This window comes from Streptomyces hoynatensis (assembly GCF_003626535.1).
GTDB lineage: Bacteria > Actinomycetota > Actinomycetes > Streptomycetales > Streptomycetaceae > Streptomyces > Streptomyces hoynatensis.
The window spans coordinates 318,403-332,789 of sequence record NZ_RBAL01000002.1 but is presented as its reverse complement, the minus strand read 5'-3'; the positions used below and the strand labels follow the sequence as shown (position 1 = coordinate 332,789).

Annotated in this window: 13 protein-coding genes; 9 read left to right on the top strand and 4 right to left on the bottom strand. The window is 74.3% G+C overall.

All coding sequences use genetic code 11. The features are described 5' to 3' along the window. Positions 1-9 precede the first annotated feature (9 nt). Entirely contained in the window at positions 10-1,293 is a 1,284-nt protein-coding gene (locus tag D7294_RS04925; protein ID WP_120675857.1) for a beta-ketoacyl-[acyl-carrier-protein] synthase family protein, read from the top strand. 123 nt (positions 1,294-1,416) lie between these two features. On the opposite strand, the gene D7294_RS04920 is transcribed toward D7294_RS04925, so the two are convergent. Beyond that, a complete protein-coding gene (locus D7294_RS04920; RefSeq protein WP_120676231.1) occupies positions 1,417-2,442 on the bottom strand; it encodes an NAD(P)/FAD-dependent oxidoreductase in 1,026 nt (341 codons plus the stop codon). A gap of 80 nt (positions 2,443-2,522) precedes the next feature. On the opposite strand from D7294_RS04920, the gene D7294_RS04915 reads away from it, so the two are divergent. After that, positions 2,523-3,119 (top strand): helix-turn-helix domain-containing protein, encoded by a 597-nt coding sequence (locus D7294_RS04915; protein WP_120675855.1) that lies wholly within the window; start codon positions 2,523-2,525, stop codon positions 3,117-3,119. 83 nt (positions 3,120-3,202) lie between these two features. Here D7294_RS04915 and D7294_RS04910 read toward each other — a convergent pair whose 3' ends face one another. Beyond that, positions 3,203-4,138, bottom strand: a complete 936-nt coding sequence (locus tag D7294_RS04910; protein WP_120676229.1) for a beta-ketoacyl-ACP synthase 3 — start codon at positions 4,136-4,138, stop codon at positions 3,203-3,205. A gap of 88 nt (positions 4,139-4,226) precedes the next feature. Here D7294_RS04910 and D7294_RS04905 point away from each other — a divergent pair, with 88 nt between their 5' ends. Then, entirely contained in the window at positions 4,227-4,985 is a 759-nt protein-coding gene (locus D7294_RS04905; RefSeq protein ID WP_120675853.1) for a TetR/AcrR family transcriptional regulator, read from the top strand. Here the strand turns inward: D7294_RS04905 and D7294_RS04900 are convergent. Together D7294_RS04900 and D7294_RS04895 are read right to left on the bottom strand one after the other, a co-directional pair. Then, a complete protein-coding gene (locus tag D7294_RS04900; RefSeq protein ID WP_120675851.1) occupies positions 4,949-5,839 on the bottom strand; it encodes an NAD(P)-dependent oxidoreductase in 891 nt (296 codons plus the stop codon). The two genes, D7294_RS04905 and D7294_RS04900, sit on opposite strands and share 37 nt — an antisense overlap. 127 nt (positions 5,840-5,966) lie before the next feature. Next, positions 5,967-6,461 carry a DUF3145 domain-containing protein gene (locus D7294_RS04895; RefSeq protein WP_120676227.1) on the bottom strand — a complete coding sequence of 165 codons (495 nt, stop codon included), beginning with the start codon at positions 6,459-6,461 and terminating at the stop codon, positions 5,967-5,969. A gap of 509 nt (positions 6,462-6,970) precedes the next feature. Here D7294_RS04895 and D7294_RS04890 point away from each other — a divergent pair. The 6 genes from D7294_RS04890 to mmsA all read left to right on the top strand — a co-directional run bounded on the left by D7294_RS04890 (position 6,971) and on the right by mmsA (position 14,386). Continuing rightward, on the top strand, positions 6,971-7,888 hold the full coding sequence (locus D7294_RS04890) for a GDSL-type esterase/lipase family protein (protein WP_174248268.1): 918 nt from the start codon (positions 6,971-6,973) through the stop codon (positions 7,886-7,888). A 141-nt stretch (positions 7,889-8,029) separates the two neighbouring features. Beyond that, on the top strand, positions 8,030-9,211 hold the full coding sequence (locus D7294_RS04885) for a mandelate racemase/muconate lactonizing enzyme family protein (RefSeq protein ID WP_120675849.1): 1,182 nt from the start codon (positions 8,030-8,032) through the stop codon (positions 9,209-9,211). A 71-nt stretch (positions 9,212-9,282) separates the two neighbouring features. Further along, the gene (locus D7294_RS04880; RefSeq protein ID WP_241562140.1) at positions 9,283-10,281 is read left to right on the top strand and encodes a zinc-dependent alcohol dehydrogenase; all 999 of its coding nucleotides are present in this window, start codon (positions 9,283-9,285) and stop codon (positions 10,279-10,281) included. A 161-nt stretch (positions 10,282-10,442) separates the two neighbouring features. After that, positions 10,443-11,435, top strand: coding sequence for a hypothetical protein (locus D7294_RS04875; RefSeq protein ID WP_120675845.1), 993 nt, complete (start codon positions 10,443-10,445; stop codon positions 11,433-11,435). Positions 11,436-11,639: 204 nt separating this feature from the next. Further along, positions 11,640-12,746 carry a multiple monosaccharide ABC transporter substrate-binding protein gene (gene chvE / locus D7294_RS04870; protein ID WP_120675843.1) on the top strand — a complete coding sequence of 369 codons (1,107 nt, stop codon included), beginning with the start codon at positions 11,640-11,642 and terminating at the stop codon, positions 12,744-12,746. A 38-nt stretch (positions 12,747-12,784) separates the two neighbouring features. Beyond that, the gene (mmsA, locus tag D7294_RS04865) at positions 12,785-14,386 is read left to right on the top strand and encodes a multiple monosaccharide ABC transporter ATP-binding protein (RefSeq protein ID WP_120675841.1); all 1,602 of its coding nucleotides are present in this window, start codon (positions 12,785-12,787) and stop codon (positions 14,384-14,386) included. Position 14,387: the final 1 nt, after the last annotated feature.

The window sequence follows — 14,387 nt, the reverse complement described above, 5'->3', positions numbered from 1 at the left end:
AGAAATACCGTGAACGCGACCAATCGAACGGTGGTTGTCACCGGTGTGGGCGCAACCACACCGCTGGGTGGCGACAGCGCAACGACCTGGGAGGGCCTCGTCGCCGGCCGCTCCGGAGTGCGTGCCCTGACCGAGGAATGGGCCGCCGACCTGCCGGTGCGTCTGGAGGACCTGCCGGTGCGGATCGCGGCCCGCGCCGCGGTCGAGCCGGCCGACGTGCTTCCCCGTCCGCTGCTCCGCCGCCTGGACCGCTCGGCTCAGTTCGCGCTGATCGCGGCCAGGGAGGCGTGGGCCGACGCCGGCTTCACGGCCAAGGCGGGCGAGGACGAGGCCATTCCGGCCGAGCGCCTCGGCGCCGCGGTGGCCACCGGCATCGGCGGCGTCACCACGCTGATGACGCAGTACGACATCCTCAAGGACCTGGGCGCGCGGCGGGTTTCCCCGCACACCGTGCCGATGCTGATGCCCAACAGCCCCTCGGCGCACGTGGGTCTTGAGTTCAACGCCAGGGCGGGCGTGCACACTCCGGTCAGCGCCTGCGCCTCGGGCGCGGAGGCCGTGGGCTACGGGATCGAGATGATCCGCTCCGGCCGTGCCGACGTGGTGGTGGCCGGCGGCACCGAGGCGTGCATCCACCCGCTGCCGATCGCCGCCTTCTCCAACATGATGGCGATGTCGAAGAACAACGACGCGCCCGAGGCCGCCTCCCGGCCCTACGACGCCGCGCGGGACGGCTTCGTGCTCGGCGAGGGCGCCGGCATGGTCGTCCTGGAGTCGGCCGAGCACGCGGCGAAGCGCGGCGCCCGGGTCTACTGCGAGATGCTGGGCCAGGGCCTGTCCGCCGACGCCCACCACATCGCCCAGCCCGAGCCGGAGGGGCGCGGCATCGCCGCCGCCATGCGGCACCTGCTGGACACCACGGACCTCAAGCCGGAGCAGCTCGCCCACCTGAACGCGCACGCCACCTCCACGCCGCAGGGCGACGTGGCGGAGATCAAGGCGCTGCGCCAGGTGCTGGGCGAGGACCTCGACCACGTGGCGATCTCCGCGACCAAGTCGATGACCGGCCACCTCCTCGGCGGCGCGGGCGGCGTGGAGACGGTCGCCACCGTGCTGGCGCTCCACCACCGCACGGCGCCCCCGACGATCAACCTCGACCGGCTCGACCCCGAGGTGGACGCGGACGTCGTGGGTGCCGAGGCGCGGCAGCTGCCCTCGGGCACGATCGCCGCGATCAACAACTCCTTCGGATTCGGCGGCCACAACGTCGTGCTGGCCCTCCGCACCGTCTAGCCGGGCGAAGCGCGCGGGCCCGGCCCCGCGCCCCCCTGCGCGCCGCGGCCCCCCGCCCGCTCCGGGTGGGGGGCCGCGGCGCGTGCGCCGCCTGCGCGGCGCGTCCGGCGGGCGGGCGGCGCCTCAGCGGCCCCGGGGGCTCCCGCCGGCCGCGGCGGCGGCCCCGTCCCCGTCCCCGTCCCCGGCCCGGGAGGCGGTGCGGCGGGCGGCGAGGGCCGCGTCGGTCTCCTCGGCGACCAGGTCGGCGTTGAGGTGGGCCGCCGCCAGGGCGCCCGCCGCGGCGGCGGCGCCGACCTGGGCCGCGAGGTCGGCGACGTTGCCCGCGGCCCACACGCCGGGCACCTCGGTGCGGCCGGTGGCGTCGGCGGGCAGGAACTCCCCTGCGCCGCCCGGGTGTTCGACCGGCCGCAGGCCGATGCCCGCGAGGAAGGGCACGCGGGCCACCATCCGGGGCCCGACCACGAGCGCCTGCCTGGCGAGGCGCCTGCCGTCGGCCATCCGCAGCCCCGCGAGCCGGCCCCGCGCGTACTCCACGGCCGCCACCTCGCCCTCCACCACGCGGATGCCCCGGGCGGCGAGCCGTTCCGCCTCCTCGCCGGCCGGCGGGGGTGCGGCGTGCGGGAAGAACAGGACGTCGTCGCTCAGCTGCCGGAACAGCAGCGCCTGGTGCACGGACATCGGCCCGCCCCCGAGCACGCCCACGGCCCGGTCGCGCACCTCCCAGCCGTGGCAGTACGGGCAGTGCAGCACGTCGCGGCCCCAGCCCTCGCGCAGCCCCGGCACCGCGGGCAGCTCGTCCACGAGCCCGGTGGCCACCAGCAGCCGCCGCGCCCGGGTGGACCTGCCGTCGGCCAGCGTCACCGCGAAGGCGCCCCGCTCCCCGCGCGTCACCGCGCCGATCTCGCCGCGCAGCACCTGGCCCCCGTAGTGGCGCACCTCGGCCCGGCCGCGTGCCAGCAGCTCCCCGGGCGGCATGCCGTCCCTGGCGAGCAGCCCGTGCACGCCCTCGGCGGGCGCGTTGCGCGGGGCGCCCGCGTCGATCACGGCCACCGTGCGTCTCGACCTGGCCAGCATGAGCGCGCCGTTCAGGCCGGCCGCGCCGCCGCCCGCCACCACGACGTCGTACGCGTCGTGCAACTCGTCGGTCACCTCGACCACCTCCGCCGCCACCCTGTGGCCGCGGCCGGGGCGGCGGCAAACCCTGTTGCCACTCTGGCAAGCTGGGCGGCATGGACGAGGACCTCGATCAGGCGCTCGGCGCGGTGGGGCCGCGGCTGCGGGAGCTGCGCAGGCGCCGGGAGACCACCCTGGCCGCGCTCTCGGCGGCGACCGGCATCTCGGTGAGCACCCTGTCCCGGCTGGAGTCGGGCGCCCGCCGCCCCACGCTGGAGCTGCTGCTGCCGCTGGCCAGGGTGCACGGGGTCACGCTCGACGAGCTCGTCGGCGCCCCGCCCACCGGCGATCCGCGCATCCACCTGCGCCCCATCACCCGCAACGGGATGACGATGCTGCCGCTGACCCGCAGGTCGGGCGGCATCCAGGCGTACAAGCTGGTGCTCCCGGGCGGCGGGGAGCGGCGGGAGCCCGACCCGCAGACCCACGAGGGCTACGAGTGGCTGTACGTGCTGAACGGGCGGCTGCGGGTGGTCCTCGGCGAGCACGATCTGGTGCTCTCGCCGGGCGAGGCGGCCGAGTTCGACACCCGGGTGCCGCACTGGTTCGGCGCGGCGGGCCCGGAACCGGTCGAGTTTCTCAGCCTGTTCGGCAGGCAGGGGGAACGCGCCCACCTGCGGGCCCGCCCCAGGGCCCGCGGCGCGGGCGACTGACCGGCCCGCGGCGTCCCGGCGGGCGGGCCCGGGGCGGGCGGGGCGGCGGTCGGGGCGGGCGGCGGTCGGGGCGGGCGCGAGGCTCAGGGGCAGCGCACGACCTGGCCCGCCCAGGAGAGCCCGCCGCCGAAGGCGAAGAGCAGCGTGGGCGTTCCCGGCGTCACCTCGCCCCGCTCCACCAGCTTGGCCAGGGCGAGCGGCACGGAGGCGGCCGAGGTGTTGCCCGAGGTGACCACGTCGGTGGCGACCACGGCGCCTGGCGCGTCCAGCTGCCGCGCGAGCGCCTCGACGATCCGCAGGTTGGCCTGGTGGGCGACGATGGCGCCCAGCTCGCCCGGCGCGTACCCGGCCCGCTCGCAGGCCTCGCGGGCCAGCGGGGCGAGGGCGGTGGTGGCCCAGCGGAACACCTTCTGGCCGTCCTGCGCGAAGCGGGGGTGCCAGTCCCCGCGGAGCCTGACCGCGTCGCGCGCGGTGGGGTCAGAGCCCCAGACGACGGGCCCGATGCCCGGCTGCGCCGCGGGCCCGACCACGGCGGCGCCCGCCCCGTCGCCGAGCAGCACGCAGGTGGAGCGGTCGGTGTAGTCGGTGACGTCCGACATCTTCTCCGCGCCCACCACGAGGGCGTGCCGCGCGGCGCCGGCGCGCACGGCGTGGTCGGCGACGGCGAGCGCGGTGGTGAAGCCGGCGCAGCCGTTGTTGAGGTCGAAGGCGACGGCGCCCTGGATGCCGAGGCGGCCGGCCACCTCGGCGGCGATGGAGGGCACCCGGTCGATCGCGCTGCAGGTGGCGACGACGACCTGCCCGATCTCTGCCGGGCCGAGCCCGGCCGCGGCCAGGGCCTTGCCCGCCGCGGCGGTGGCCAGGTCGGCGACGGACTCCTCGCGGGCGATGTGGCGGGTGACGATGCCGGTGCGCTGCCGAATCCAGGCGTCGCTGGTCTCGACCATGCCGGACAGGTCCTCGTTGGTCAGCCGGTGCTCGGGCTGGTGGTACCCCAGCGCGGCTATGCGGGTGGGCACGTTCGTGCCGGCGGGTTCGCTCACGGGCCCAATATAGCGACCGACCGATCGGACGCTATAGCCGTCTCGTGGTCTCTATAGTGGGGGCATGAGTCCGCGCCGTTCCGCAGCCGAGGCCAGGCACACCCGCGAGCGGATCGTGGAGCGCAGCGTCGCCCTCGCCTCCGTGGAGGGCCTCGACGGGCTGACCATCGGGCGGCTGGCCGCCGACCTCGGCCTCAGCAAGTCCGGCCTCCTCGGCCATTTCGGCACCAAGCAGGCGCTGCAGCTCGCGGCCCTGGAGCGGGCCGCCGTGATCTTCAGCGAGGAGGTGTGGCGCCCGGCCGCCGGGGCCGCCCCCGGCCTGGCGCGGCTGCGGGCGGTCTGCGAGGCGTGGGTCTCCTACCTGGAGCGCGGGGTCTTCCCCGGCGGCTGCCTGTTCGTCAGCGCCACCTTCGAGTACGACGGGCGCGGCGGGCCGGTGCGGGAGCTGCTGCGCCGCCAGTTCCGGGCCTGGGAACGCCGCCTGACGGCCGAGGTGCACGCGGCCGTGGCCCGCGGGGAGCTGCCGGTGGGCACGGCGGCCGCGCAGCTGGTGTTCGAGCTGAACGGCGTCATGATGAGCCTGAACCACGCCCTCCAGCTGCACGCCGACCCCGCGGCCCCGGGCCGGGCGCGCCGGGCGGCCGGGCGGCTGCTGGGCGGCGAGCCCCTCCCCGGGACCCGCGGCCGGGTGCCGCGGGGCCGAACGCCGCGGCCCGGGGCACACCCGGCGGGCGCGCCGGGCGCGGGCGGCGGGGGCGCGGGGGCCGGAGACGGGGCGGGGCGGCCTCAGTCCGCGGCCCGGCCGCCGTCGAAGCTGGCGTAGTAGGAGGCGGCCATGTCCTGCGCGGCGTGGCCCTGTTCTGTGGCCCGCCGGAAGCGGGCGGCGCCGGCGGTGGCCAGGTCGAGGCGGACGGCGACCGAGTCGGCGGCGGCGACGATGAGCCCGGTGTCCTTGGCCGCCGTCGCCACGGTGAAGTGGGCGCTCAGATCGCCCCCGAGGATCGCGTCCGCCTTCTGCCGCAGGTAGCCGCAGTCCAGCGGGCCGCCCGCGACGGCTTCGAGGAACTGCCCCGGTTCCACGCCGAGTCCCTTGGCGAGGGAGAGCGCCTCCGCCGTGGCGTGGGTGAGGGCGAGCACCCAGCTGTTGCAGACCAGCTTCAGCCGCGTCGCGTCCCCGGCCCGCTCCCCGGCCACGATCGTCCTGGCGCCCACGGCGTTCAGCACCGGTTCCAGCGCCCGGCGGCCCGCGGCAGGGCCCGCGACCAGGGTGATCAGCTTGCCCGCCTCGGCCGGCTGCCGCGAGCCGAGCACGGGCACGTCCATGAAGGTCAGCCGGTGCTCCCCGGCGAAGTCGGCCAGCGGCTCCAGCCCGGAAAGGCCCGCCGTCGTGCTCTGCATCCACACGGCGCCGGGGGCGAGTCCGGGCGCGGCGGCCCGCATGGCGGACAGGGCCGCGGGCCCGTCGTACAGCATGGTGAGGACGATCGCGGCGCCCTCGACGGCCTCGGCGGGGCTCGCCGCGACGCGCGCCCCGTCCGCGGCCAGCGGCTCGGCCTTGGCGTGCGTGCGGTTCCACACCCGGACGTCGAAACCGGCGCGGCTGAGGTTGCGGGCCATCGCGGCACCCATGATCCCGGTGCCGAGCACGCCGACGGAAATCCGATCAGTGTCAGTCATGCCCGCACGCTAATCGCTCGGCCGGGTGAGCCCCCGCCGCGGCACGCGGTCCCCTCCCGCCCGGCCACCCGCCGCCCGCGGGCGGCAACCCCCGGGCGGGGCACGGGAAAGGGCGCGGGCGCGGGCCTCAGACCACCTGGTGCAGCCAGCGGACGGGCGCGCCCTCGCCGGCGTGCCGGAAGGGTTCGAGCTCGTCGTCCCAGGGCTTGCCGAGCAGCCGGGCGATCTCGGCCTGGAGGTCGCTCTCGCCGCCGGCCGCCCTGGCCGCCGCGGCGCGCAGCCGGTCCTCGGGGATCATGATGTCGCCGTGGATGCCGGTGACGGCGTGGTAGATGCCGAGCTCGGGGGTGCAGCTGTAGCGCTCGCCCTCGGCGGCCGGGCAGGGCTCCGCGGTGACCTCGAAGCGCAGCAGGCGCCAGCCGCGCAGCGCCGAGGCGAGCTTGGAGGCGGTGGCCGCCTCGCCCTGCCAGGAGAGCTCGGCCCGCCAGGTGCCGGGGGAGGCGGGCTGCCTGGTCCAGTCGAGGCCGACCCGGGCGCCGAGCACCCCGGCCACGGCCCACTCGATGTGTGGGCACAGCGCACGGGGGGCGGAGTGCACAAACAGAACACCGCGCGTCGTCATCCGGACCTCCACTCTTCTTCTTTCCCGGTCGTCTCTCCGGTGCCGTGCCCGGCACCGCGCTGCCCGCCGGCCCGCCGCACGCCCCTCCCCCGGCCCGCCTGGCCCGCGCGCTCGTGCGCCCGCCCGCGCCCGCGGCAATCCTCCAGGCGCCCCCCTCGTGACCCCGATACCGCGCACGAACAGTAAACACCATTGGACACTTATCGCGGCAAAATGGACAGCCTGTGACGTGGGGTCATCTTTTAGTCTTGTTACTCATGGCGCACGTCGAGCGCGGCCCACTGCCGGGTCCCAAGCTACCTCCCCCACCCCACGACCACCCCGCGACGCCCACGACGACTTTCGCGCCACCGCCCCCGCCCCCGTGCCCGCTTCCCATCCCTTCTCCCGCCCTCTCGCCCGCCCTCTCGCCCGCCCTCTCGCCCGCCCCGTCTCCCGCCCCTTCCCCTACCCCCTCTCCCGCCCCGTCTCCCGCTTCCGCCCCCGCTTCAGGACGCCGAGGTGCCCGCATGCCCACCAGCCGCTCCCCCGCCGCCCGGCGCGGCCTGCCGCGCCCCCTGCCGCTCGCGGCGCTCGCCTGCTGCGCCCTGCTCGCCGCCTGCACCTCGGGCGCCTCCGACGGCTCCGAGGGCCCGCGGCAACAGGCCGCCGCCTCGGCGGAGCCCGAGCCCGAGGCGCCCGCCTGGAACCCGAGCCCGCGCTCCGTGGCCGCCATCGGCGACTCCATCACCCGCGCCTTCGACGCCTGTTCCCTGCTCTCCGACTGCCCCGAGGCCTCCTGGGCCACCGGCACGGACGAGTCGGTGGACAGCCTGGCCAGGCAGTTACTCGGCGGCGAGGGCGACATCGCAGCGCACGCGTGGAACCTGGCCGAGAGCGGGGCCACGGTCGCCGACTTGCCCGCGCAGGCCGCCGCCGCGGTGGCCCACGAGCCGGATCTGATCACGGTCCTCATCGGGGCCAACGACGCCTGCGCCGACGACGTCGCCGACATGACGGCCACCGGGGACTTCCGCGCCGCGTTCACCGAGGCGATGGGCACCATCCGCGAGGAGCTGCCCACCGCCGAGGTGTACGTGGCGAGCGTGCCCGACCTGATGCACCTGTGGGAGGAGGGCAGCGGCTCGCTGATGGCCCGCGCCGTGTGGCGGATGGCGGACATCTGCCCGACCATGCTCAACGGCGCAGGGGACGAGGACGAGGCGACGGCCGGCCGCCGCACCGCGGTCCGCGAGCGGGTGGAGGAGTACAACGCGGTGCTCGAAGAGGTCTGCGGCGCCGACGCCTTGTGCCGCTACGACGGGGGCGCCGTCTTCGACTACCCGTTCACCTCCCGGCACATCAGCGACTGGGACTGGTTCCACCCCAGCCGGGCCGGGCAGTCCGAGCTGGCCGCGCTCGCCTACGAGGAGATCACCAGGGATTGACCTGGAGTCCGGACCCCGGGCGCTGGGAAGGCCCTTCCCTGGGCATTGACACGGTATAGACCGCCTTCTAACGTGGCCGCCAGCATTTCGAACGGCTAACGAAATATCGAACGACGTCTCGTTCGTGGAGGGTGACTTCCCGTGCGCATCACCGGAATCAGCACGCATGTCGTCGGAACTCCCTGGCGTAACCTCACCTACGTCCAGGTGCACACCGACGAGGGACTCACCGGCGTCGGTGAGACGCGGATGCTGGGGCACACCGACGCGCTGCTCGGCTACCTGAGGGAGGCGGAGGCCAACCACATCGCCGGGTCCGACCCCTTCGCGGTCGAGGACCTCGTGCGCCGCATGAAGTACGGGGACTACGGGCGGGCCGGGGAGATCGTGATGTCCGGCATCGCCTGCGTGGAGACCGCCTGCTGGGACATCAAGGGCAAGGCGCTGGGCGTGCCGGTCTGGCAGCTGCTCGGCGGCCGGGCCGACGCGGCGGACAACCGCGTCAAGGCCTACGCGAACGGCTGGTACACCGTCGAGCGCACCCCCGAGGCCTTCCACAAGGCGGCGCGGGAGGTCGTCGAGCGCGGCTACCTGGCGCTGAAGCTCGACCCGTTCGGCACCGGCAACTTCGAGCTGGACCACGCCGAGACCCTGCGTTCCCTCTCGCTCGTCGAGGCGGTCAGGGACGCGGTGGGCCCCGAGGTCGAGCTGCTGCTGGAGATGCACGGCCGCTTCAGCCCGGCGACCGCGATCCGGCTGGCCAGGGAGCTGGAGCCGTTCGCGCCCTCCTGGCTTGAGGAGCCGGTCCCACCGGAGAACCTGAAGGCCCTCGCCAAGGTCGCGGCGAAGACGAGCCTCCCGATCGCCACCGGCGAGCGCATCCACGACCGGATCGAGTTCCGCGAGCTGTTCGAGTCGCAGGCCGCGGACATCATCCAGCCCGACCTCGGCCACCTCGGCGGCATAGGGGAGATGCGCAAGCTGGCCGCCACCGCCGAGACCCACTACGTGCTGGTCGCCCCGCACAACGTCGGCGGCTCCGTGCTGACGGCCGCCAGCCTCCAGCTCGCCGGCTGCACCCCCAACTTCAAGATCCTGGAGCACTTCAACGACTTCGCCGACGCCCAGATCAAGAAGGTGGTCAAGGGCGCCCCGCAGGTCGTCGACGGATACTTCACGCTCTCCGATGAGCCGGGGCTCGGCGTGGAGTTCGACGCCGAGGCCGCGGCCGAATTCCCCCAGCAGCAGGCCCACTTCGACCTGTGGGCCGAGGACTGGCACAAGCGCGACGGGCGCGCGGGGAAGGCGGCGAACGGCCAGTGAGCGGCACGCCCGAGCCCCCGCCCGCCTCCGCTCCCCCACCGGCGGCGGGGCGCCGCGGGGCCGCGCGCAGCATCCTGGTGGAACGGCCGCGGACCCACCGGCTGGTCACCGGCCCGCTGCCCGAGCCGGGCCCGGGCGAGGCGCGGGTGGCGGTGCACGCGGCGGGCCTGTGCGCCAGCGACCGCGAGGTGTACGAGGGCACCAGGGCCGAGGGCTACGTCCGCTACCCCGTCGTCCCCGGCCACGAGTGGTCGGGGACGGTGGACGCGGTGGGGCCCGGCGTGGACGGGGCGCTCGTGGGCCGCAAGACGGTCGCCGAGGGCTTCCGCGCCTGCGGCACCTGCGCCCGCTGCCGCGCCGGGGAGACCAGCCTGTGCAGCACCGGCTACGAGGAGACCGGCTTCACCCGGCCCGGGGCGTTCGCCGACTACGTCGTGCTGCCCGCCCGGCTGCTGCACCCGCTGGACGAGGCGGCGGACCTGACCGCCGCGGCGCTGCTCGAACCGGCCGCCGTGGTGGCCGCCGCGGTCCTGCGGGCCGCCCCCAGGCCCGGGGAGTCGGTGGCCGTGGTGGGCGCCGGCACGCTCGGGCTGCTCGCCGTCCAGTTGCTGGCCGCCTCCTCGCCCTCGGGGCTGCTCGCCGTCGACCCGCGGGAGGGCCCGCGGGCCAGGGCGCGCGCGATGGGCGCCACCGAGGCGCTGGAGCCCGCGGCGGCGAAGGCACACGAGGGCGGCTTCGACCTGGTGGTGGAGACGGCCGGCGCGCCCGGCACCGCCCGCGACTCCTGCCGGCTGGCCCGCCGGGGCGGCCGGGTGGTGCTGACCGGCATGCCCGAGCCCGGCGCGCAGGGCATCGACCCGGTGCACCTGTCCGTCAGCCAGCTCACCGTCGCCAGCGTCTTCGGCGCCCCACCCGCCGCCTGGTGGTACGCGACGCGCGCCTTCGAGCAGGGGCTGCTGCGCCCCGGAGGGCTGATCACCCACCAACTGCCCCTCGAATCTTTCTCCGAAGCAATCGAACTCGTCGGTAGTGGCGACCCGGAAGTGGGCAAGGTCCTCCTGAAGCCGTAGCCGCCACAGCCGAAGCACCCGCAGCCCCCATCCCGCGCGTGGGCGGGAGTGGCCTCAAGCCCCTCCCGCCCGGCCTCCAACCACATACCGACCCCGTGAACCCGCGTACGGCATCCCGAACGCGGCTCAACGCTTCGAACCACCGCGAACAATGGAGCATCGTGTCTGAGTCCGCCTCCGCCAGAAACCGCCGCCCGGGCGATGCCGCCCTGGCCGCCCTCGGCTACGCAGCCCCGCCGGACGACCCAGCCGACGCCTCGCCGCACACCTTCCCGGACGGGGGCGGCTGGCGCACCGAGATACCGTCCGTCGAGGGCCCCGAGGCCCTGCACACGGTGCTGACCGAGGCCGCGCGCCTGGACGTGCCGATCCACCGCATCAGCCAGGGCAGCGGCGTGTGGATGCTCACGGACGCGGAGATCACCGAGATGACCGGGGCCTGCGCGCAGGCGGGCGTCGAACTGTGCCTGTTCACCGGCCCCCGAGGCACCTGGGACATCGGCGCCTCCACCCGCAGCCCCTCGGGCGGGGCGGGGCTGCGCGCCCGCGGCCACGACGCGCTGGCCGGGTGCGTGGAGGACGCGCTGCGCGCCGCAGAACTCGGCGTGCGCTGCCTGCTGGTGGCCGACGAGGGCGTGCTGTGGACGCTGCACCGGCTGCGCGCCGAGGGCACCCTGCCGCCGGACACCACCTTCAAGGTCTCCGCGCTGGTCGGCCCGGTGAACCCGGTCTCCGTCTCCGTGGTCGAGCGGCTGGGCGCGGACTCGGTGAACATCCCCTCGGACCTGACCCTGGAGCACCTCACGGAGATCCGGCGGGCCTCCCGGGTCCCCCTCGACTTCTACCTGGAGGCCCCCGACGACCTCGGCGGCTACGTGCGGATGTACGACATCGCCCAGCTGATCCGCCGCGGCGCCCCCCTGTACCTGAAGTTCGGCCTCAGCAAGGCGCCCGGGATCTACCCCTACGGCGCCCACCTGCGCGACGTCACGCTGCAGACCGCGCGCGAGCGGGTGCGCCGCGGGCGCCTCGCCCTCGACCTGCTGGCCAGGCTCGGCGCGGACGGCGGCATGTCGCCGCTCGGCTCCCGCCTGCCGGGCGAGCTCCAGCGCTTCTCCGCCACCGCCCCGCACACCCCGTCCCCCGCCCCGTGAGCGCTGCCCGCTCCCTCTTCCGTCCCCGCCCGCCGTCCGTTTCCCGCCCCCCGTCCCCCTCCCGTCCCCCGTCCGCCCCGGGCCCCCGTTGAGCCGGGCCCTCACCTGCTGCGCCACCCACCCCTCCCTGTCCGACCCGGAAGCAAGTGCGCGACCCCAGATACGAGAAAGGCACCACCACCAGTCGAAAGGACGTGACCCGCCATGGCTCGCGGATCAGCCGCCGCACGTGTTGCCACCGCCAGTGCCCTGCTCGCCCTGTCCCTGGCCGCCTGCGGCCAGGACAGCGGCCAGTCCTCCGAGGAGAGAGACGAGAACTCGGAGGGCGGAACAGTCGGCATCTCGATGCCGACCAAGTCGTCCGAACGCTGGATCGCGGACGGCGACAACATGGAACAGCTCTTCCAGGAGGCCGGCTACGAGACCGACCTCCAGTACGGCGAGGACCGGGTCGAGAACCAGATCGCGCAGATCGAGAACATGATCGCGCAGGGCGAGGACCTGCTGGTGATCGCGGCGATCAACGGCTCCTCGCTCGGCAACGTGCTCCAGCAGGCGGCGGACGCCGGCATCCCCGTGATCTCCTACGACCGGCTGCTGCTCAACACGGAGAACGTGGACTGTTACGCCACCTTCGACAACGAGAAGGTCGGCGAGCTCCAGGGCCAGTACATCGTGGACTCCCTCGGCCTGGCCGAGGGCGGGAACGAGAGCTTCAACATCGAGCTGTTCGCCGGCGACCCCGACGACAACAACACCCGCTACTTCTACCAGGGCGCGATGAACGTCCTCCAGCCCTACTTCGACAGCGGCCGGCTGGTGGTGCGCAGCGGGCAGACGGAGCTGAACGACATCACCACGGTCCACTGGAACGGCGCCGAGGCCCAGGACCGCATGGACGACCTGCTCACCGCCCACTACCGCAACGAGCGGGTGGACGCGGTCCTCTCCCCCTACGACGGCATCTCGATCGGCGTGCTCTCCGCGCTCAAGAGCATCGGCTACGGCTCGGACGACCTGCCCTACCCGGTGGTGACCGGGCAGGACGCGGAGCTGGCCTCGGTGAAGTCGATCATCGCAGGCGAGCAGACCCAGACCGTGTTCAAGGACACCCGCGACCTCGCGGCCCAGGCCGTGTCGATGGGCGACGCGCTGCTGCACGGGCAGGAGTGCGAGGCCAACGACACCGAGACCTACGACAACGGCGTGAAGGTCGTGCCCTCCTACCTGCTCGAACCGGTGAGCATCGACGCGAGCAACTGGCGCCTCCTCGTCGACGAGGGCTACTACACCGAGGAGCAGCTGAGCTGACCGGCCGCGGCTGAATTCCGGATCAGGGAGCGTACGCCATGGAGCGGCACGTACTCGAAATGCGCGGCATCAGCAAGAGCTTCCCCGGGGTCAAGGCCCTGGACGGCGTCAGCATGGCCGTGCGGCCCGGCGAGGTCCACGCCGTCTGCGGCGAGAACGGCGCCGGCAAGTCGACGCTGATGAAGGTCCTCAGCGGAGTCCACCCGCACGGCAGCTACGAGGGGGACATCCTCTTCGAGGGCGAGCCGTGCGCCTTCAAGGACATCCGCGCCAGCGAGGAGCGCGGCATCGTCATCATCCACCAGGAACTCGCCCTGGTGCCCCAGCTGTCCATCGCGGAGAACGTCTTCCTCGGCAACGAGCGGGCCGGCCGCGGCGGCATCATCAGCTGGTCCACCACGCTGATGGAGACCGAGCGGCTGATGAAGCGCGTCGGCCTCACCGACGAGCGGCCCCAGACGCGGGTGTCGGAACTCGGCGTCGGCAAACAGCAGCTGGTCGAGATCGCCAAGGCCCTCGCCAAGCGGGTCAAGCTGCTGATCCTCGACGAGCCGACCGCCGCGCTCAACGACGAGGACAGCAGGAAACTCCTCGGCCTCATCGCGGAGTTCCGCGATCAGGGCATCTCCTGCATCCTCATCTCGCACAAGCTGAACGAGATCAGGCAGATCGCCGACCAGGTCACCATCCTGCGGGACGGCCGGACCATCGAGACCCTGCCGGTGCGCCCCTCCCCCGGGGCGCCGCCCGAGGTGTCGGAGGACCGGCTGATCCAGGGCATGGTCGGCCGCGAACTCGACCAGTACTTCCCCGAACGCACCCCCTACCGGGGGGAGCAAGCCGGCCAGGTGGCGCTCTCCGTGGTCGACTGGACCGTGCGCCACCCGGCCGACCAGCAGCGCCGCGCGGTCGACTCGGTCTCCTTCGAGGTGCGCCACGGGGAGATCCTCGGCATCGCCGGGCTGATGGGGGCCGGCCGCACCGAGCTGGCGATGAGCCTCTTCGGCCGCTCCTGGGGACGCTACGAGCGCGGCCGGGTCTACCTGCACGGGAAGGAGATCTCCACCAGGACGGTCTCCCAGGCCGTCGGGCACGGCATCGCCTACGTCACCGAGGACCGCAAGACGTTCGGCCTCAACCTCATCGACAACATCTCCCGCAACATCTCCCTGGCCGCCCTGCCCCGGGTCGCCAGGCGCGGGCTGGTGGACGAGCACGCCGAGCGGCAGGTGGCCGAGCGGTTCCGCACCTCGATGAACATCAAGACGCCCACCGTGTTCGAGCAGACGGGGCGGCTCAGCGGCGGCAACCAGCAGAAGGTGGTGCTCAGCCGCTGGATCTACGCGGAACCCGAGATCCTCATCCTCGACGAGCCGACCCGCGGCATCGACGTGGGCGCCAAGTCCGAGATCTACACCGTGATCGACCAGCTCGCCGCGCAGGGCAAGGCCGTGGTGTTCATCTCCTCCGAGCTGTCGGAACTCCTCGGCCTGTGCGACCGCATCGCCACCATGGCCGCCGGCCGGCTGACCGGCGTGCTCGACCGGGCCGAGGCCACCCAGGAGGCGCTGATGCGCCTGATGACCAGAACCCAGACCGGCAAGGACACCACCGACGACGGCACGACGGGAGAGCGGTGAC